The organism is Parasphaerochaeta coccoides DSM 17374 (assembly GCF_000208385.1).
Lineage (GTDB): Bacteria > Spirochaetota > Spirochaetia > Sphaerochaetales > Sphaerochaetaceae > Parasphaerochaeta > Parasphaerochaeta coccoides.
Window position 1 is genome coordinate 660899 of the sequence record NC_015436.1, and the last position, 19531, is coordinate 680429.

The following is a 19531-nucleotide window of genomic DNA, read 5'->3' on the forward strand; positions in this document are numbered from 1 at the left end:
CTACTAGGATACCTATGCCACTGTAGCTGGTCAAGGGAAGGTTTTAAAGGAAGGTTTCTGCCAAGCCTTGAACGGGTGAGGATTTCATGATTAACTTCACCCATGAGTAAAAAATACCGATATGGAAGGAAAATCCTCATAACCGGCGCAAGCAGTGGCATAGGTTTGGCATGCGCTCGCATGTTCGCTTCCCGTGGATATGATGTAATTGCTGTATCCCGCAAGGCTGGAGGTGACATAGAACGCATAGGGAACGGCAGCCTGACGCCTTGTGCCATGGACGTGACAAGGCCGGAGACGTATTGCGCCCTGGATTCCTATCTGGATGATGTCGGGATTATCGTTCATTGCGCTGGTTTTGGCATTGCCGGAGCCGCTGAAGACACTCCGATGGACATGGTGCGTCGCCAAATGGAAATCAACTATTTCGGCATTCTTTCCCTTAACTCATATGTCCTGCCTCACATGCGTAATCGGGGAAGCGGGCTGGTCATGGTGATTGGTTCGATAGCAGGCAGGGTTTCCATTCCGTTTCAGTCCCATTATTCATCAACTAAATTTGCTCTGGAAGCCTATATTGAAGGATTGAGGATTGAATGCCGTCCCTATGGTATTCGGGCAGTTGTCATAGAGCCAGGTGACACCCGTACCGGTTTCACGGCAAACCGCGTGTGGAATGACGCACCGTCCGTATACAGGGAACGATGCAGGGTAGCTGTGAGCCGGATGGAAAAAGACGAAATGAACGGCAAACCGCCTGAATCCGTGGCACGGGTAGCCTATGCTCTGGCTGGCAGGAAAAATCCTCCGATTCGGGTAGCAGTAGGAATGAGCTACAAGCTGCTGATGATGGCAAAACGCCTCTTGCCTTCCCGTTTTGTTGAATGGATTGTCTCCAAACTGTATTGATTATGATGTCGCGGCATCGGCCTTCTTTGCTTCAAGGATGAAAGGAAGGATATTCCGTTCTTGTGCGGAGCGGACAAGCTCCAGCCTTCCTTGTGTCATGTGCGTATAGATGTCGCTCATTTCTTCCGACTGATGTCCAATGGTCATGCGCAGGGTGCTTTCATCAACAGTACCTCTGAGAAGAGTGTTGGCCATATGCCTGAAACTGTGGAATGTTATGTTCCTTGTGGTGAGTTCATCTTTATTCATCATGGTGAGCAATAGAGCCTGAAGTTTGGCAGGAAGGAAATGGCTTGAGATATGACCGCCGCCTCGTCTGCTCCAGAATACCAAAGGGTCAAGTGTTTCTCTGTTGAGATACGGATTTGTTTCGGCAAAGTCTTTCAATTCATTGCACAGTGAAATAGGGCAGGGCACGTGGCGTGAACGTTTTCCTTTCGGTGGTTTTTCTCCCGCTTTGTCCGCATATGCCTTGTCAACGGTAATCAGGCCATTTCCAATTGATTTCATGGTCAACGCGCGAAGCTCTCCCGCCCGCATTCCTGTAAGAAGTGAGAGGGAAGCGGCCAGGTACAGTCGTCTATCAGTACTCCGGGTGGCACGCGCAAGCAGTGTACGCAGCTCGTTTTCGGAAAGTATGCCCCTGTTCCGTGGGGAAACTGACAATGCCTTGGGCGGTCGTATGTGGGAAAAAGGAATGCCGCTGCCCTCCCGGATGTCTTTTAGGGCAGTGAATACAGCGCTCATCATCTGGTTGATGGTGATATTGGCAAGCTGGCCTTCTTTCACCAGTTCATATTGGAGCTGCCTCAGATGGTTGCTCGTCACGTTGGCTATGCTGAGAGATGATGGAAGCAAAGGGATGACATGTCGTTTCAGGAGCGAGAATCTCGTGGCCGCGTAATCTGGTCCTATGCTTCCCGGATCGATGGTGATTTTACGCTGGATTGCTGGACTGTTTTCCCAGTCCCAGTAGGATTCCAGGTAATTCCTAAACGAACCATGAAGGCTGTTTGGAGAGAATATTACTCCAGCGTCAAGTGCTTGGATGCAAATTTCATATGCTTCCGTTTTCCGAAGGATAGGCGTGCGAGAGAAATCTCCCAAATTTTTGCGGAGATTTTCCACGCTTTTTTTGGTCATGCGTTCTCCTGTTTCCGGATTCCTGAAAAGTACGTACCAACGGTATCTGTCCTTGCCTTTGATTCGGCACAATGTGAATGATACGTTTACTTTCATGTGAGATTTCCTTTTTCTGTCATTTTACATTTGTTCATATATTTGTTCAATACTAAATTTATAATAAATAAATCAATGTTTTAATGTCTAATGTAATTAGTTTATATATAATAAATTATATTGCATTATGCTAACTATAACAAATGGTATATACTTACTCATATCAAGTAAGTTAATAAAAACAGATTTTATGAATATATTATGATTATGTAATTTGTTAAAAATTATCTATATAAATAATATTTACACCAATTGACATTTAAACTGGGATTTCATTTGCAATTTACTCAAAAAATTAAACTAATAAATTGATAATTTGTACAAATTATATTTAATATTCCTTATATATCAGATATTAAATCATGCTTTAAGATAATATAAGCTGGAAATATGAATTATAATTCAAACACTAAAAATAGTATAATGTATGCATAATTATGAATATTTAAAAAATATTCATTTTGACTTTTCTTTATCATAAAGAAAACTTGACCATCCAGGAGAAAAAAGACGAAGAAATCACCGCGTAGAGTGGTGAAAAATGAGACAGTAAGAATGTCAGAATGAAATCCCTTGCCCTTAGTAATTCGACAGCTTCATTTCCCTGCGGGCATCTCTGTCCATATCTCTTTCCTTGAGACTGGCACGTTTGTCATGCAACTGCTTGCCGCGTGCAAGTGAAACTTGCATCTTAATAAGATTTCCTCTCAGATAAACCTTTGTAGGAACAAGAGTAAATCCTTTTTCGTCAACCTTGCGCCGCCACTTCTTGATTTCTTGTTTCTTGGCAAGAAGACGACGGATTCGATCACTCTTGTGATTATGGATGTTGCCGTGAGTATAGGGCTGTATGGTGAATGAAATAAGTTTCAGTCCATCGGGATCAATCTTCACGTAGCTATCGGAGAAACTGAAACGACTTTCCCTGACAGATTTTACTTCAGTTCCTGTGAGAGCAATGCCACATTCAAGATCCTCAACCATCTCATAGTTGAAGTATGCTTTCCTATTTGTCTGTAGTACTTTGACATCATCTTTTCCAAATTTTGCCATGTTCTTACTCCCATGCCACACGGAAACCCATGTAGTCAGAGCATTCATCAGGACCTGCAACTCCTACGGTATGGCGAGTGATGTTACGAGAATCTGAAATATAGGAACCGCCCTTCAGGATGATGGGAACGTCATCAGGCATAAGTGTCGATAATGTTTGGAGTTCTGTGTAATCCATGGCACGTGCCAAGGGCATGAAGACAGTCTGGGTCATTTCCCATACGCCTCCCAGCATTCCGGATGGATATAAGCTCGTTTCAGTCAGAGCTGACAATGAAGTCAAGAAATCCCCTTGGGGAACCTGTTCCGCCGCACGTGACCATTGGACTTCGTCAGGGAGGTATACATGCCGCCCGGAAAGCACGGAAAGCCACTGCGTGAAGGCCTTTGCGGCGTGGAAGCTGATACCGCGTATTGGCCTGTGCGAGGGAACGCTGACACTGGGATAGATGCCGGCAAGATAACTCTCATCGACCATGCCATCCGCGACTAACTGCTTTTTATTATCCACGGACCAGTACGGATTCTCCTGCATGAAAAGGGCCCACTGGTATTCCGTCACAGGGGAAGATGCCAAGGAAAATGCCTTTGTGTAAACATTGATTTGTTTCTCAATGACATCCGGCAGGGCAAGTTCAATGCCGTCACCCATGATGAAGTCTCCGGCTGCGTAAGCAAAACCGCTTACGGTGAAAAGGGATGAAGATAATTTCACTGGTACTGGGACAGAAAAAACAATGTTTTTTGTATTTTGCGTGTCATTGCCAGCGGTTCCGGATACAACACTTTCAGCATTCTCAAGAATGTCTTGTTTGATGATAAAACCATATTTTATAAGCAGTTGCATGGCTTGTTTCGCATCTTCAAGGAGTTCGGGTGACGTGATGAACGCAACACCAACGGAAAAAACTTCAGAAACCATATCCGCTGATGATGAAGTCGCGAAAGCTGCCATATCCCGTGCCCACGGAGTAAAAACGGGAGCGAAAGGATAACTGGCGTCAAAAGACAGGATGAGGGAACGACGGGCGAGGGTGGAAAGGAAGTCATCAGTCAGAAGAGTGATTTCATCAGATGAAAAAACACGCACGGGTACTTCGACATTCGTGCGCCGAGGAAACAGCCACGTCAAGAACACCGGATGTTTGGTGGTGAATGTCTCGGAGGCGACAATGATGCCGTTCCGACCATAGACGACCTCATGCCTGCCACTGGGAATAAAGGTTTCAAAAGGCGTTCCCCCCAGGTATTTCCCATCGACAGTCACGGAAACAGGACCGGAAGTACTGGTGAAACGATAATTTCTTCCTCCCTTGAGAATGCCTGGCAGAAAAGCGACCAAGAATATCCCAAGAATGATGATGAACGCAAGGATAATAGATATATAAATGCCGGGACGCATCCCGAAAACATGCGGAAGGACTATTGGATCCTCCACAGATTTCCCTATATTTTTCTTCATGATTGTTAAAAAGTACCTGTGAGCGAATAACTTGTCAACTCACGGCTATTGTGTTAGTTTTCCCTCATGGAAAATTTCCTGGATTCAATTGAAAAACGCACCGTTGCCTTTCTTGTTGCCCGCAGGGAAAAACGTGTGACCGCACAGGCACGGAAAGCTCCAAGGACTTTCTGGGGAGAAATCAAAGGCTGGCTGGACGCTCTGCTGTTCGCCGTCATCTTCATGCTGATTTTGAACCAGTTCATCTTCCAGCTTTTTGTCATACCGACTCCATCGATGGTCGATACCTTCCGGATAGGGGAGAGGGTATTCGTTGATAAGAATGTCTACGGGCTTGAGATATATCCGGGAGGTCCCAAGCTGGCCTCAAAGCATCGCATGCCGCAGCGTGATGACGTCATTACCTTGTATAATCCGGAATATGATTCTCGCGGGCCAGTCTTTGATATCTTGGCCCAAGCGCTTTACATGGCGACTTTTAGTTTGGTGAATATAGACGTGGATGCTGACAGGAACCCTCGTGAACGGCTGTACGTCAAGCGTGCCGCAGGCTTAGGTGGTGATGTGGTCAGGTTCATTGACGGTAATGTCAACATCAGAGCGGCAGGGACGTCAGGATATGTCAACGAAGAAGATTTCAGGATAGCGAATGGATTATCCCGTGCTCCCCACAGGACAGTTGAATCAGCAATCTATCCTGCGTTGAAAGCATGGGGCGCTCTCTATGAATATCAGGAACGGAATATTCCATCGTCAAGGATTCCTTCCCGCCTTATTACGACATACCAAAGTAATGCTTCCCTTCTTGGAAATTCTCCCGTTGATTTCTACGCTTTCACTCACGCAAGGAACATAACGGCTACTATTCTTGATCCGGCTGACCGCCAAGCACGTAGTGAACGTACAAAAGCAGACATCGGAATCTTCGTCCCCGAAAACCACACCTTACCATTGGGAGATAACCGGGATAATTCACATGACGGCAGATATTTTGGGCCTGTGTCGAACGCTACGATAAACGGCAGGGTTCTCTACAGGATATGGCCGCTCAATAGATTCACGACACTCTTATGACAGACATGCTTTCTTCTTTCTCCCGTGACATGGATATTTCTCTCTACCTTCATATTCCTTATTGCGATACCCGATGTTCGTATTGCGCTTTTTATTCTCTGGGACGACATGACTGGTTCATGGGAGCGCAAGATGTCTATGCAAGGAGACTGCTTGAAGAAATCCGAACAGTGACAAGCTGGATGGGACGGCCTTTCCATAGTATTTTTGTCGGAGGGGGGAACCCTGGTTGCCTGGAACCTGATGTCCTGCATTCCATTCTCAAGGAAACAACGTGCCATGGCATGCCAGCGGAACTGACCGTCGAGATGAATCCGGAGTCCCTTGATGAGCGTCGGATGGATATTCTCGCCATGCATGCGACCCGCCTGAGCATGGGCGTACAAAGCCTGTCGCCGTTTACCCTGTCGGTTCTTGGCAGGAACAGCTGCAAGGACAGAACCCTGGAAGGAATGGAAAAGGCGCTGTTTCTTCATGGCAGGGCTGGACTCGCCTTGAACTTTGACATCATCACCTGTGTTCCCGGCCAGGATGTACGTTCCGCTGTGAACGACATGCAGGAGATTCTTTCAACTGGACATGAGGCTGATCACATTTCCCTGTACAATCTTACCGTAGAGGAAGGAACCGCGCTTGCCCAAAGGATTGACAGGGGAGATGTCACGCCCCTTGATGAGGATTCCCAGGCGGATATCCTCCAAGCGTGTTGGAATGTCTTGGCGGAGAAGGGATACACGCACTACGAAGTCTCCAACTTCGCCCGTCCCGGACATGAGAGTATCCATAATCTTTGTTACTGGTCGGGAAAGCAATATATAGGACTGGGAAGTGGCGCAAGCGGGACATCGCTAGCCCCTTCCGGACGGACAGTCCGATGGACATATCCCCCCGACATCCATCGGTATGTCAGGGGAGCTTCCGGGACTGGCTATGCTGGAGAGGAGCTTGGGACGGGAGAAATCATGGAAGAAATTCTTCTTACTCAGATGCGGACATCCGTAGGTATCGACAAGAATGCCTTTGCAGCCCGGACAGGTCTTGATTTTGATAGGATTTTTTCTCCCTCAATCGCGCGTATGGAACAAGGAACATATAAGGATAGTTCCTCTCATTTTGTTGTGACGGAAAGAGGTATGATGATTCTTGATGCCATTGTCCTTGATTTTGCCCTCCAGGTAGATAAGAGGGCCTTATCTTGACAGACAATTTTGGGGCATGCTAGTTTTAACCGGATGCGCTGAAGCGCGCCAGAGCGTTTTTTTCGCTGATGCCATACGTAACGAGAGGTTATATAATGTCCGGCCATAGCAAATGGGCAACCATCAAACACAAGAAAGGAATAGCTGACGCCAAAAGAGGCCAAGCATTCACGAAAGTTATCAAGGAAATCACTGTAGCGGCTAAGAATGGGGCAGACCCTGACACCAATGCCGCCCTTCGTACTGCCATCCTTAAGGCTAAAGCTGCGAACATGCCGAAGGACAACATTGAAAGAGCCATCAAGAAAGGTTCTGGTGAAATGGGCGATGCAATATTCTATGAGCTGACATACGAAGGATACGCTCCGGGAGGAGTGGCCATCATCATTGATACGTTGACCGACAACAAGAACAGGACTGCCGCTGATGTCAGAAGCACTCTGACCAAACTTGGCGGTTCTCTCGGAGCTACAGGTTCGGTATCGTACCAGTTCCAGACCAAGGGCGTCATCACCTATGATGAAGGTAAGTACACCGAAGATGAAATCCTTGAAGCCGCGTTGAATGTCGGTGCCGAGGATGTATCAGGAGATGGAGAAGTCATTGAAGTCACCACAGCTCCGGCGGATTTCGCCAATGTCCTGGAATCCATGCAGGCTGCCGGTTACGAACAGATGAGCGCGGAAGTGTCCAAGATTGCCGACACCACTATCGCCCTGGATTCCGAAAAGGCTCGCAAAGTCCTGCGTATTGTCGAGAAACTAGAGGATCTTGATGATGTCCAGCAGGTTGCGACCAATCTGGAACTTCCTGATGACTTTACTGACGAAGACGAATAGTATGCGCATTCTTGGGATTGACCCAGGATTGGCACAGACAGGCTGGGGTGTGGTCGATATCATCGACCAACGCTACCGGCCTGTTTCGTTTGGGGTGGTGACGACTGCGACAAGCCAAGACCTTGGCCTGCGCATCCATTACATTGCCTCCAACATAGGACGATTGGCCGCTGAGCATGAAGTTGTTATGGTTGCCATGGAGGATGTCTTCTTTACAAAGAACATCAGCAGTGCCATTCCGGTTGCCAAAGTAATCGGAGCCATCATGCATCAGCTTGCAGGGCAGGGGCTTGACGTAAAAATGTTCAGTCCTCCCCAGATAAAGACAGCGGTCACTGGCTATGGTAGCGCAGAGAAGCATCAAGTACAGGAGATGATGAGACTGATGCTTGATTTGAAAGAAATACCCAAGCCAAACCACAGTGCCGATGCTCTGGCAGTTGCTGTCTGCTGTGCATCCTACAGCTCAACGGAAAGACGCCTGGGAGGCTGAGTTGTTTGTACTGATTGGTGTTCATTCTGCCGTTTCTCGGCTATACTGCTTGCGATATTGGAGTCAAAGGAAGGAGATTTCTGAGCAATGATACATGCGCTTACCGGCATCTTGGTTTCCGTCACCGCTCATCAAGCGGTACTTGCCTGCGGCCACATGGAGTTTGAGATAATTATTTCCGCGCAGACTGCCAGTACGCTCAGTCAGCTTTCTCCGGAAAAACGCCAACATGTCAGATTGCTGACTTATCTCCAGCACAGAGAGGATGCCATGGTTCTCTTTGGTTTTCTCTCCGAACAGGAAAGAATCGTGTTTGAACAGCTTCAGACTGTTCCAGGGATCGGAGCCAAGCAAGCAGTGAAAATTCTTGGTGGCATGAGTCTGGTCACTCTGCTCACAGCCCTTGACCAAGGTGATGTGAAAACCCTGTCCCGTATTCCCGGCGTCGGTAGCAAGACTGCTCAAAGACTCATTCTCGCGTTGCGGGGTACTTTGGTGCTGGAGGATGATGCGACGCCCGGCAAAGCTCCGTCTCCATCTGCTACTGGCAGATGGACTGATTTGTCCGAAGCCTTGCAGGAAATGGGTTATGACCGGAAGAAGGTGATGGAAATTCTTGCCCGTCTTGAAAAGGAACATGAGTCAGAGATGTCCGGTCTGACGGCGCACCAAACTGAAGAACTGATGTTCCGCAATGCCATCATTGCGCTGGGGTAGGAAATATGGATATCACCGGAGAAAACTTTGAAAGTGTTGAGTCCCTTGAGCAGAATTCTGTCCTGTCCATGACTTTCCAGCGCCAGGGGGATGAGACGGAAAACCTTCTCCGTCCCCAACGGCTTAAGGATTTCCAAGGACAGCAAAAACTCAAGGACAACCTTTCGGTATTCATAACTGCTGCAAGGGAGCGGAATGAAGCTCTGGATCACGTCTTCCTGATTGGTCCTCCTGGCCTTGGGAAGACAACGCTTGCCACCATCATCGCAAATGAAATGAACGCTGAAATCCGCATGACAAGCGCTCCGGCCTTGGACAAACCGAAGGATCTGGCCGGCATTTTGACCAATATCAGTGAGAATAGCGTGTTTTTCATAGATGAAATACATCGCCTGAAGCCCGCCTTGGAAGAAATGCTTTACATTGCCATGGAAGACTATGAGATAGACTGGGTCATCGGCCAAGGACCGGCAGCACGAACCATGCGGATTCCGCTGCCACGTTTCACCTTGATTGGAGCGACGACAAAGGCGGGTCAAGTCAGTTCTCCTCTCCATAGCCGTTTCGGCATCACCTGTCATATTGATTTTTATAATGAAAACGAACTGTCGGGAATTATTCTCCGTTCCAGTGGAATAGTGGGAACGGAGATTACCCCTGACGCGGTTTCTCTGCTTGCCCGTTGTTCCAGGGGAACTCCCCGCATTGCCAACCGCTTGCTCCGGCGTCTCAGGGATTTTGCGGATGTCATAGGTACAGGAATAGTTGATGTGGACATCGTCCATGAAGGAATGAAACGTTTGGGCATTGATCTCAACGGATTGGACGAACAGGACAGGAACATACTCCGCACTATCATTGAATTTTATGATGGAGGACCTGTCGGTGCCGATACCCTGTCCATTTCCGTAGGTGAGGCGAGTGAATCCCTTGAGGATTTCTATGAACCTTATCTTATTCAGAAAGGATATCTGAAACGGACTCCACGCGGGAGAATGGTCACACGGAAGGCATACGAGCTTTTGGGCATACCATGCGAAAGGAAAATGGATGAAGACCAAGGAATTCTTTTTTGACCTTCCAGAGGAGCTGATTGCCCAGACGCCGTCTGAACGCCGCGGAGCAAGCCATCTTCTCGTACTGGATAAAACTACAGGAAAACTTACAGACTCGTCGATGGAGGATTTTGCTTCCTTCCTGCCGGAAGACGCGGTCATGGTCATCAACAACAGCAAGGTACGCAAGGCCCGCGCATATGGGATAAGCGGGTCAGGAGGAAAGGTTGAGTTTCTTTTCCTTGAAGAAAACGCAGATCAGACGTGGAATGTCATGGTGACCAAGAGCAAAAAGCAAAAGAGTGGTAAGGAATATGTCTTTCATGCACCCGATGGGAGGATTGGGGCTTCTGCTCAGATTATCCGTGAGAATCCTGACGGGACCAAGACAGTAAGCTTCAATGCCCCGATTACGGAAGCGTTCTTTCAGGAATGCGGACATGTGCCTCTGCCCCCATACATCAAGCGTGAGGATACCTTTTCCGATGAAAGCCGTTACCAGACAATCTATGCCCGTCCTGAAGGTTCTGTCGCTGCGCCTACCGCCGGCCTGCATTTTACCGGAGAAATCCTTGATTCCATCAGAGAGCGAGGAGTGCAGGTCGTTCCAGTCACGCTGCATGTGGGACCGGGAACTTTCCTTCCCATGCGTGTAGATGATATTGAAGACCATCACATGCACTATGAAAGGTATGAAGTGCCGGAGGACACCGCCAGGATAGTGACTGACGCCAAAGCCAACAACCGCCCTGTCATAGCAGTCGGCACGACCAGCATCAGAACCTTGGAATCCGCCTGGGACAGCGTGCATGGCATGTTGACTCCCGGTCAAGGAAGGACAAACCTATTCATCACTCCGGGCTTCACCTATCGCGTGGCAAACCATCTGCTGACCAACTTTCATACTCCGGAATCCACGCTGCTTGTCTTGGTGTCGGCATTTGCCGGAAAAGACCTGATTTTCTCTGCATACCACCATGCCATAGAAAGACGCTATCATTTCTTCTCATATGGCGATGCCATGTTCATCAGATAGCATATCTCATAGGCTTGTCCTTGTGTCCTACGGCGTGGAAGTGGAGAAAAAGGCGCGTATGCCAGGCTCCCGCTGCATGAATTCCTTGATGTGGAGAAAAATATCTTCGATTTCCATGCTGCCGTCTACCCGAAGGAACTTCACTTCCTCCGGAAGCTCCGAGAACGCTCTCTCGTAGAATGACGTGACTTCTTCCAGATATTCCTTGTATTCGAACAGCTCCTGGGCGGCGCCTCGCTTCTTCATCCTTGCAAGGCAGATTTCAACCGGAGTGTCGATGTATATAAGATATCGTGGGTGGGGGTAGCGGTTCATCATGGACACCGTCTCAAAGGGAACCTGAACTGACTGGTAAGCAAGGGAAGAATAGAAATACCTGTCGCTGATAATCAGTGAGTCCTTGTGATGGAGAGCCAAGCCGGTCTGTGGATTATGGAGGTGGTCGTCCCGGTCGGCGGCATACAGACCAGCAATCGCCAGCGGGGTCGTTACGGCTTCTTTACGCAGGAAGGAACGGATAAGCCTGCCGATAGGTCCGCCGGTAGGTTCGCAGGTGGGGATGACCGGGACCTCCAGTTCATCCAACCAGTGGCAGATACGTTCACTTTGTGTCGTGGTTCCAGAACCATCCAAACCTTCCAGGACAATCCAATTTTCCAGTAGCGAAACTTCCATGCCTACCTCCTGAACAGTAATGCAGCGGATACCATGAATATGGCAGAACCCTGCCGCGCGGAAAGGGAATAAAGCCGAAGGCGTAATTCCCGGTGATTATTCCTAGAGCATAATCTGTCAGAGAGGTTTTTTACAACAGCCGGAATGAAGAACTTCCTCAGAACTTCAAACGAGAATCTCATAATGCACGTATAATACACTGTTCCATCTGGGTAACAGCCTGTATACTGCTATAAGGGAAAAAGCGTGATGAAATACAGACAGACATTTTCTTCCATTACGACGGCCATACTTATTTTCTCTGTCTGTTTTGTAATTTCTGTGCTCGGAGTGTATTTTTTCAACACTGGCGAAGTCGCCGATCCCTTGGCGACACTGGTAACCAAATCTTCTGTCAGCGACGGTCGCCTCCGCGTCACCTATGGATATGTCAAGACTACATCCTCAACCGTCGAGATGCATGAAATCATTGTCGCCGGGAATATCGATGGGCAGTGGATGGATTTCCTCACGGCCGATTCCCTGCGTATCGACAGATCTTTTCCCGATCTTGCGGGTGCTTTTGTTTCCGGTCACGGAGCGTTGAAGCTGGCGCTGGAATCCGGAACGGTTACGATTAGTCCGAGGATTGTATCGGTAATCATGGATGCATTCTCTGCTCCAAGGGATGACGACCGATTCACGGAAATGGCTGAAAGTACTGTTCAGATTCACAAGGCATCACTTTTCAGTGGATTGTCGCTTGATGCTCTCATTAAAAATTTCATTGCAAATTTCATGACCAATTCCTTCAGCCTCGACCTGACGGATTTTAATGCCATTTATACGGGAGACGGAGTTTCTGCCGGGCTTTCGTCACTTGATATCGGAGTTGAAGTGGCTCCGTCCTTTACACCAAGAGAAATCACATTCAAAGCAGGAGAAACATTCCTTGATGCCAGTACGATTTCAGGTTTTTTGCGCCGCCTTGATGCCGAAAGCATTACCGGAGGCATCAGGCCGGATGAATCAGGAAACGGATGGGTCGTATACCAGACAACTGATAAGCCTCATCTTGAGTTTTCAGAAGGAGAAATATCCTCGTATGGCATTGAAGCACGTTTGACAATGGATTCTTTTGCTCCGGACATCATATCCTTTACCAATGAGCTGATTGGAACCATTTCCAGGGAACAGGCATCCCTCACTGGGCTTCTCGATGATTCCATCGTACAGGCAGGAGAACCACTGGAAACTGAATGGAATCTAGCCGTGGAGTTTTCCAACAACGATTTTCTTCTTGATGGTTCAACGGCGCCATATTCCTTCCATCTTTCGGAAGCCACGACAAGAGCATCCCGAAGTGATGTCGGGTTGAATATTGATGTACATGGCAAAGGTTCTGTCGGAGACCATGAAACGACAGGTCTGTCCGTCGATTTACCTGGGACAATGTATGTTTCAACGGAGGAATTCCGGTTTTCAGCCTTGGTTTCCCAGTCAGAAAAAATAACCATAGATGGTGAACTCGCGCAGACGGGCATATCCTTGGATTCGAGTGTTTACGCTGTTCTGGAAAAAATCATGGGAATCAATTTTTCCTCCACACGCGAACAGATTGACATTCTTTTCTTCAAGGAGGCATCTGCCCATGTCGCGGGGACTTCCCTGAACGACATGTCTGCGCTTTTCTTGACGGATCTGACCATCAAAGGAGAAAATGAACAGGAGCCAATCCTTGGTGGTACGGTGTCGCTTTCCTATGAAACCAAGGAAGCAAGACAAGCATGGGATGTGCGCCTCATTTCGTTTGAAAGCAGCCTGCTTCCCAGCGTCATGGACGCCTCAGTCATCGTAGATATCACGGGTTCGCATACATATGGAGACATCCTGATTTCTTCAAGTAATGGATTTTTCGGTAGGGCAGGCTACAGGAATGAAAATGACTCACGAACCATATCCGCCCGGATTGATTTCACTGATTTCGACCTGGCTCCTTTTGCTGATTTTCTTCATGGACTTATTCCTGCAAGCCAAGGGATGATAGATGACGCGACTTCGGTGGCGGGAAGTCTTCGAGCTGATGCCGCATTTGCGGGGGATTCTTGGGTACCTGATTCTGGAAACGTAATCTATGAGATATCTGTTGTTGAACTCGGAGTCGGCAATCGCGTCATGAACATCGCCACGTCTGCCGCCATATCTCTTGGAAATGGAATATTCACCGTTGATACATTCTCCTTGACGACGGAAGGGTATCGCCTGGTGTTTTCCGGCTGGATACCTTTTGACCGGCGGGCTGTGCCGGTAGGCCGATTTGCTTTCAAGAATATTACGCAAGACGAAGATCTTGTCGATATTGGAATTGGGGTTTTAGGAAGTGATGGATATACGCTTGACATCCTTTTCCCGCAGATTCCGGAGCTTTCCATCCGGGGAGAAGTCGATCTTGCGGGAATCGGTACACTTGTCGGTTCTGGCGTACTTACTGCATGGGAACAGAAATATCCGACCGATCTTTTCCTTGACTATCGTAACCTCAATGCCCGGTTGAGCAGCGCTGGACTTGGAATGGTCACAAGCCTTTCAGGAGGCGAGTTTTTCCTGGGTCTGGATTTCAGCAGTTTTGCCGTGCCTTCATTCGGACGCCCGGAACTGTCCGATCGTACCGTCACTGTAGATGGCAAGATGACTTTCATCTTGCCGTTGAATGGTTTTAACTGGGATTTCACCGCTGACTCGTTGATCGTGGATAATATCCCCATTGGAGGGAGATTCGGACAGTTCAAAGCTAATATTGCTGCGGTTCCGATGGAATTTATTTTCTCGGATGTTTTCTGGAAAGACGATTCCCATGAACCGCTTTCTGGATATGGAATGTTGCGTCTTGGCAAAAAATTCCCTGGATTGACGCTGGAACTTGTCGAGGATCTTGAACTTGTCGTGAATCTTGCGGCTTCTGCGAGTGATGAGGTGTTCATTGCTTCTTTGGCGGGAAAGAATAGTGGGACGGACAAACCGGTGATTGGGGGAATGATCCATGCACAGGGGATTGACATGGAAAGATTCACCACGGCTTTTCCTGGGGTCACGTTCGAATTCAATGCCTTGGGAACGTATTCACTGGGAAATGCAGGTACGGATGTAGATGCTGTCCTTCGTTTCCACAAAAATGAATTGTCGGAGGATGGAGGCATGCTGTCGGCGGTGATCAAGCTTGATGACTCAGGAATCCTTCTTTCAGACGTGGCATATGAAAGTGAAAACATGTCAGTTGCGTTGGATGGTAGCATCATGCCGGGACAAGGTCACGCCCAGGTAGCGGGAAACATGCAATTCCTTCGTGAAACAGTAATGGAACCGTGGATTTCGTCGTTTGGTTTCTCAAGTGACATCCGGTTCGCGCCGACCTTTGACAACCTTCCTTCCCTGATGGCTACGCTTTTCCAAGGAAATGTACCTGCTGACTCAGTATCCGCCGTGATAAACATCAAGGACGCTGTTTTGTTTTCCCAGGAAATGCTTGGTTCCACGACGCTTTCCCTTTCATATGAAAATCAGATTTTGACCCTGCAAGGCACGGGATTGACGGATAAAACTACGTTCTCACGGATAGAAGGTTCCTATGCTCTTGACGGCGAGGTCATCGATGTCAGTGTAACTCCCGGTACATATCCACTCGGTTTCAAGATGAGAGGGCATTTTGGAGAAGAAATTTCGTTGGAAATAGACGAACTGTCTGCTCCTCTGCGTTTGCTGACATACCTCATGGCAGCCCCTATCCTTGTTTTTCACGATGGAATCGCAACCGGAAAGCTGCTGGTGTACGGACCGAAGGATAACGTGGATGTCTTCGGTCAGTTCACTGCCGATAGGCTGGATCTGACCTCGTTCTGGACTCCCTGGACAAAGGCATCGGCGAAAAACCCTCTCGTCATCCTTTCTGAAGGCACGCTGTCTTCCGGAAAGGTCCCGGTCATCTTCACCAACATGATAACCGGTGAGACAGCAAAAGGATATACAGTGTTTGAAGCGGATTTGGGTTTCCGCGATTATAGCATCCTTCTTGGCGCGGAAGATGCACTTCTTCCTGTATCATTCCCCATACCAGGTCTTGGCTTAGTGATTTCAGGAAACATACGGGGTGCCTTGACTTTCAGCGGCATACCGAACGGTATTGCCATCAGCGGGTCAGGCTTTGTTTCAGATACCACCGTTGACTTTGAACTTCCCGATGATCTTCCGGCATGGTATCTACGTCCGAGCAGGACAAACCTTGATCTTGACCTGATTACTGAAAGGAATGTGTCCTTCAGTTTCCCCAACGCCGATAACCCTATCCTGGAAGCGAACATCCAGCCTGGTCAGAATATCAAGATACATTTGGATGAGATTGCCGATGAGTTTTCTTTGACCGGATCCGCCGATATACGAAGTGGCACGATTTATTATTTCCGCAAAGATTTCTACATTACCGAAGGTACTCTTTCTTTTCCTGAGAGACTGTCCGGAAGCGGAACGGGATTTTCCCCTGTCATAGACCTGAGGGCAAAGATCAGAGAATATGATTCTGACGGGAATGCCGTTGATGTGTTCCTGATACTGGACAAGGCATCCTTGGACAATCTGAACCCCCGTTTCGAGAGCGTGCCGGCCAAAAGTTCCGCGGAGATATTGCAACTGATGGGAGAAAATTTCCTCGGAAGTACGACCGGGGCAGGGGATGCGACTCTTTCCTCAGTTGCCTCACTTGCCGCTGCTGCGACCGATGTCTTCTCACGCATGGGATTTTTCGATATAGGGACTTCATTTGGCTTGAGCCGCTCAATCAAGCAGTCCCTTGGTCTTGACATGTTCTCCATCCGAAGTAATATCGTGCAGAATGTATTCTTTGATGCTCTTTCACTTTCTGGCTATTCTGTCCCGTCAGTGGCAAGTCCCATGGCTCGATATTTTGACGATACATCGCTGTTTTTCGGGAAATTCCTGAGTAACGATCTTTTTCTGCAAGGGACAATACATCTGACGGCGCGGGATCAGTACGAAACAAATGCACGACGCATACGCTTCGTCAATGACGACCTGTGGATTGACACGGAACTTTCACTGGAATGGACGACTCCGCTGGCCACCTTCACGATATTCACACAACCCACCGAGTTGTCGCTATTCGGTATATGGGATACTATAGGTATCAGCGTCACCAAACGTCTGGAATGGTGATGCCTCTGTGAGGAGGCTCGATGAATAAGAAGATTATCCCCCTGATAATGGGAATATTCCTTTTCCTGCTTTTGCCCGTGTATGCCCAGGATGACAACACATCCTCCTGGTGGCTTGACAGAACCATCTCCGGATTCACCAGTACCGGTCTGCGACGTGTGAATAATTCCACCATCGAGGACATCACGTATCCATACATCGGAAAAAAATTCACCAACGCGCTTTTCCAAGAGCTTCATGACAAACTTTATGAAGTGAATGGAATCAATTATTTCACCGCTTCGGTCTCTCCATCAAAGATAAACAATACCGAGATAGTGATTAATTTTGATTTCGTGGAATTTCCCGGCGTTGCATCTGTTGAAATCGTAGGGGCCCGGAAAATACGAACGAGCGAACTTCTCCAGAAGATATCTGTCAAAGCAGGTGATTTCATATTCCAACAGGAAGTGAGCCTAGCGGTCAACGAACTGACCGCTTACTACCGTGAAAAAGGTTACGCAAGTGCCGTCGTGACCGGCAGAACCATTGAGAACGAAGATACAAACTCCCTACAGGTCATTTTTGACATTACAGAGGACAGACAGAGCAAGGTAAAGGAAATCACTTTTGAAGGCAACGTGGCACTTTCCTCCCGCGCATTGACCAAGGAGCTTGTGACAAAACAGAAGTCACTGTTCAATCCTGGAAATTTCAGGGAGGACACACTCAAGGCTGACACGGCGAATATCCTTGCTGCATACAGTAAAAACGGCTACATCGATGTTCAGGTCACCGAAATCAAACAGGAAGAGCTTCCCCAGGATAATAGTGATGTCCGTGAGCTACGACTGGTTTACGTCATAGAAGAAGGCATGCAATGGTATTTGGGCTCCGTCCAGGTCGTAGGTAATGAAGTATTTACGGACGAGCAGCTTCTTTCATTGATAAACATGCAGGAAGGCGATGTCCTGAACATCCAGACGGTGAACGCCCAGCTTTCCCGAATCGGTGAGCTGTATTGGAACAATGGATATATCTTCAATAACCTGAGCATCTCGGAACAGAGGAACGAGGAGACCCGCGTCATTGATTTCACCATTTCCGTCGTAGAATACCAGCAGGCAATCGTAGAAGACGTACTGATAAACGGACTGACAAAAACAAAGCCTTATGTCTTTGAAAGAGAACTGACAATGTCTCCAGGAGATATCTTCAGTAAGAGGGAGATGGAGCGGAGTGCCCAGAACCTGTACAACACAGGATTGCTTTCAGATGTCAAATATGATATTCGCTACGGCAGCCAGGATGGGCAGGTCATCCTTGACTATACTATTGAGGAAGGCAATCAGATTGAAGTTCAGTTTGGCGCGACTTTCGGTGGTAATGTAGATGGCTTTCCTGTCTCCGGCTTCCTGATGCTCAACAACAAGAATCTTGGCGGTACTGCCAGAAAACTCAGCATTTCCACGGAAATCAGCCCTGACGAACAATCTTTGGAAGTGGGACTGTCTGATGGTTGGGTGGGAGACAAACGCTGGTCAAATGGCGTGTCGCTTTCTTTTGATAGAAGTCGGAAAACCAATGTTCCCCAGCGCGCCGTCGGGGGGCAATACTATAGTTGGGAGACGGCAGACACAGCACGTCCTCTTGGCACGACCACTGACTACAATGGCGAGTTGCCTGATTCCCAATATCTCATGGATTATGTCTATTATCGTGTCGCTTTGGGTTATACCACCGGTTACACGTTCATGTTCAATGCCGGACGGCTTACGGCTTCAGCAGGTTTATCCGTTGGTTTGAACCATGCGCAGTATGATGACAAATATGACGCTTTTGAGAAATTAATCATGCAATATCATGAAGGTTGGAAATTCTCCAACCGGCTGACCTTGTCGCTGACATGGGACGGACGTGATTTGATTGAAAATACTACAAGAGGATATGTCATCTCCCAGTCGTTCACCTACGCAGGTGGTCTGTTAGGCGGTCTTTCAAATTATATCCGTTCTACGTCCAGTGCCGCAGGATATTTGACGGCATTTGAAACAAAGGGAGAAAATCCGGTAAAAGGCGTCGTCAGCCTCACCACGACAGTCAATCTCATGTTGCCCCAATATTGGAACAAGGAGGGGAGCGGCTGGGCTTTCCATGATCCACGCGATGGAGCTACCAGGTATGAGATGCTCTATCTTGACGGAATGTCCATTGGCCGGGGTTTCCAGCCTGTGTTCGGACAATCTTTCATGTGGGATACCATGCTTGAACTCACTGTGCCTGTGGTCAAGAATCTCCTCTCCGCTGAAGTGTTCACAAGCGCAACGGCAATATCCGACCAGCAGATTTCCAAAATAAGCTTCCCTGAACTTAACTGGTATTTTTCTGGAGGTGCTGGAGTCAAGCTCAGCATACCGGGATTCCCGCTGGGACTGTATCTGGTGAAGAACGCGACAATTAAGGATGGTAATTCCTTTACATGGGAAAGTGGTCAGCTCTTTAATCCCAACAACCAAAAAGGACACGGACTATCCATTGTCCTTGCCATCACTACCAGCCTTTATTAGTTTTTCCATCCATGATAGAATATGCAATCCCT

The 19531-nt window shown here is 48.1% G+C and carries 14 protein-coding genes; 10 read left to right on the top strand and 4 right to left on the bottom strand.

The window, feature by feature from the left end:
- Positions 1-102: 102 nt before the first annotated feature.
- On the top strand, positions 103-909 hold the full coding sequence (locus SPICO_RS02915; RefSeq protein WP_013739200.1) for an SDR family NAD(P)-dependent oxidoreductase: 807 nt from the start codon (positions 103-105) through the stop codon (positions 907-909).
- On the opposite strand, the gene SPICO_RS02920 is transcribed toward SPICO_RS02915, so the two are convergent.
- From SPICO_RS02920 to SPICO_RS02930, 3 genes are all read right to left on the bottom strand, one after another.
- A complete protein-coding gene (locus tag SPICO_RS02920) occupies positions 910-2148 on the bottom strand; it encodes a tyrosine-type recombinase/integrase (RefSeq protein WP_013739201.1) in 1239 nt (412 codons plus the stop codon).
- Positions 2149-2727: 579 nt separating this feature from the next.
- Complete coding sequence (smpB, locus tag SPICO_RS02925; RefSeq protein ID WP_013739202.1) at positions 2728-3201, bottom strand: SsrA-binding protein SmpB; 474 nt, start codon at positions 3199-3201, stop codon at positions 2728-2730.
- A 4-nt stretch (positions 3202-3205) separates the two neighbouring features.
- Complete coding sequence (locus SPICO_RS02930) at positions 3206-4663, bottom strand: SUMF1/EgtB/PvdO family nonheme iron enzyme (protein ID WP_013739203.1); 1458 nt, start codon at positions 4661-4663, stop codon at positions 3206-3208.
- Positions 4664-4729: 66 nt separating this feature from the next.
- Here SPICO_RS02930 and lepB point away from each other — a divergent pair, with 66 nt between their 5' ends.
- The 7 genes from lepB to queA all read left to right on the top strand — a co-directional run bounded on the left by lepB (position 4730) and on the right by queA (position 11076).
- A complete protein-coding gene (gene lepB, locus SPICO_RS02935) occupies positions 4730-5737 on the top strand; it encodes a signal peptidase I (protein WP_013739204.1) in 1008 nt (335 codons plus the stop codon).
- The gene (locus SPICO_RS02940) at positions 5734-6936 is read left to right on the top strand and encodes a coproporphyrinogen-III oxidase family protein (RefSeq protein ID WP_013739205.1); all 1203 of its coding nucleotides are present in this window, start codon (positions 5734-5736) and stop codon (positions 6934-6936) included. The genes lepB and SPICO_RS02940 overlap by 4 nt, the downstream gene beginning before the upstream one ends.
- 95 nt (positions 6937-7031) lie before the next feature.
- Positions 7032-7775, top strand: coding sequence for a YebC/PmpR family DNA-binding transcriptional regulator (locus SPICO_RS02945; RefSeq protein WP_013739206.1), 744 nt, complete (start codon positions 7032-7034; stop codon positions 7773-7775).
- A complete protein-coding gene (gene ruvC, locus SPICO_RS02950) occupies positions 7750-8268 on the top strand; it encodes a crossover junction endodeoxyribonuclease RuvC (protein ID WP_245523225.1) in 519 nt (172 codons plus the stop codon). Before SPICO_RS02945 ends, ruvC begins: the two co-directional genes overlap by 26 nt.
- An 87-nt stretch (positions 8269-8355) precedes the next feature.
- Positions 8356-8985 carry a Holliday junction branch migration protein RuvA gene (gene ruvA / locus SPICO_RS02955; RefSeq protein ID WP_013739208.1) on the top strand — a complete coding sequence of 210 codons (630 nt, stop codon included), beginning with the start codon at positions 8356-8358 and terminating at the stop codon, positions 8983-8985.
- Between the two features lie 5 nt (positions 8986-8990).
- On the top strand, positions 8991-10061 hold the full coding sequence (gene ruvB, locus SPICO_RS02960) for a Holliday junction branch migration DNA helicase RuvB (RefSeq protein WP_013739209.1): 1071 nt from the start codon (positions 8991-8993) through the stop codon (positions 10059-10061).
- Positions 10036-11076 carry a tRNA preQ1(34) S-adenosylmethionine ribosyltransferase-isomerase QueA gene (gene queA, locus SPICO_RS02965; RefSeq protein ID WP_013739210.1) on the top strand — a complete coding sequence of 347 codons (1041 nt, stop codon included), beginning with the start codon at positions 10036-10038 and terminating at the stop codon, positions 11074-11076. Before ruvB ends, queA begins: the two co-directional genes overlap by 26 nt.
- Before the next feature lie 27 nt (positions 11077-11103).
- Here queA and tmk read toward each other — a convergent pair whose 3' ends face one another.
- A complete protein-coding gene (gene tmk / locus SPICO_RS02970; protein ID WP_013739211.1) occupies positions 11104-11751 on the bottom strand; it encodes a dTMP kinase in 648 nt (215 codons plus the stop codon).
- Positions 11752-12000: 249 nt separating this feature from the next.
- Between tmk and SPICO_RS02975 the strand changes: the two genes are divergently transcribed.
- Together SPICO_RS02975 and bamA are read left to right on the top strand one after the other, a co-directional pair.
- Positions 12001-16953 carry a translocation/assembly module TamB domain-containing protein gene (locus SPICO_RS02975; RefSeq protein ID WP_013739212.1) on the top strand — a complete coding sequence of 1651 codons (4953 nt, stop codon included), beginning with the start codon at positions 12001-12003 and terminating at the stop codon, positions 16951-16953.
- A gap of 20 nt (positions 16954-16973) precedes the next feature.
- Positions 16974-19499, top strand: a complete 2526-nt coding sequence (gene bamA / locus SPICO_RS02980) for an outer membrane protein assembly factor BamA (RefSeq protein WP_013739213.1) — start codon at positions 16974-16976, stop codon at positions 19497-19499.
- Positions 19500-19531 lie beyond the last annotated feature (32 nt).